Annotated in this window: 2 protein-coding genes; both read left to right on the top strand. The window is 70.2% G+C overall.

Annotation, left to right across the window (positions count from 1 at the left end):
- On the top strand, nt 1–331 hold a 331-nt coding region (locus SCWH03_RS28205; RefSeq protein WP_254077099.1), incomplete at its 5' end, for a DUF5372 family protein.
- A gap of 174 nt (nt 332–505) precedes the next feature.
- Nucleotides 506–1,000 (top strand): helix-turn-helix domain-containing protein, encoded by a 495-nt coding sequence (locus tag SCWH03_RS28210; RefSeq protein ID WP_116427104.1) that lies wholly within the window; start codon nt 506–508, stop codon nt 998–1,000.
- Nucleotides 1,001–1,312: the final 312 nt, after the last annotated feature.

Consider the following 1,312-nt stretch of genomic DNA (forward strand, 5'->3'; position numbering starts at 1 on the left):
TTGGCGTGATCCGTCGACTGCTCAGGTTCCGGACTCTGGAGATGCAGGCGGGGTGCGGGTGACGCACCCGTTCCACCCGCTGTTTGGACGGGAGTTGGAGTTCATCGAGCGCCGTCAGTGCTGGCGGGGGGACAGGGTCTATTACTTCGACGAGGTAGGTGGCCGGTCCAGGATCCCGACGGAGTGGACGTCGGAGGCTCCGGTGGATGCGTTCGTGGTGGCGGCCGAGGGTTCCTGTCCGTTCCGGACGCAGGATCTTGTCGAGCTGGCCGCGCTCGTCGACCGGTTGCGCGGGTCGAATCGCGGCACTGTCGGGGAGATCGCGCCGTGAGTGTCGCGGGGTTCGTGCCTCTGATGCGGGCGCTCGCCGGGGCGCTTGGGGGCGTGCGACGGTGCGATGTCTGCGCTGAGCTGCTGCTTGTGCTCCTGCGGGTGCGGGGAGAGGTCTTGTCAGCGCTCGGGTGCGCCCGAATCCTGGTGACAGAGATCCGGGAGGGAGGCGGTCATGACCGCAGTAGCGGGCAATGCGGAAAAGCTGCGGGTGCTGCGGGATTCGCGGACGCTGAATCCCCGGCCCGAGGCAGTGGCCGACGAGGCGTTCAGGACGTCGGCCTTCCTCGATCCGCACGACTTGGTGCAGGTCAAGTACGAGATGGTGCGCCGGGTGCGGGTCGACGACGTGCCGGTGTCCCAGGCGACACGGATGTTCGGGTTCTGCAGGCAGAGTTTCTATGCGATCGCCGCCGCGCTGGACGCGCAGGGCCCGGCCGGGCTGGTGCCGGGCAAGCCGGGGCCGAAGGGGCCCAGGAAACTGACCGAGCCGGTGATGACGCACGTCGAGATGCTGCTTCGGGCCGAGCCGGGGCTCAAGGCGCCCGCGCTGGCCGCGGCGGTGGCCGAGGAGTTCGACGTGGTGGTGCATCCGCGGTCGATCGAGCGGGCGTTGGCCCGCAGGCGCGAGGCTCGCAGCCAGGAGGAGAACATACGCGCCCGCGGTTGATCCGCCCCCGGACGGCATGGGCGCCGCGGACCGATACGAAGAGTTGCGGGCCGCGGTCTTCGAAGGGCGCGGAGCGGGATGGCGGCACGGCTGGGCGGTGCTGGTCCGCTCGGGCATGGCCGCCTGGAGCAAGGCCGTGGCCGCCCTCGTCCCGCCGCCCCGGGCAACAGACGAAATGCCTGGTCAGGCTGTTTCCGTGGCTGGCGAGGCTGCCGATCAGCTCGTGCACGTCCTGGCCGGCCTGGTCCTCGGACGGCTCCAGCCGCCCTGAGCCCGTCACCGTCACCGTCACCGTCACCGTCACCGTCACCG

The organism is Streptomyces pacificus (assembly GCF_011766325.1).
Lineage (GTDB): Bacteria > Actinomycetota > Actinomycetes > Streptomycetales > Streptomycetaceae > Streptomyces > Streptomyces pacificus.

Excerpts from the sequence above, each read along its gene's own strand:
- SCWH03_RS28210 (WP_116427104.1), top strand. The coding sequence starts at position 506 with ATGACCGCAGTAGCGGGCAATGCGGAAAAGCTGCGGGTGCTGCGGGAT.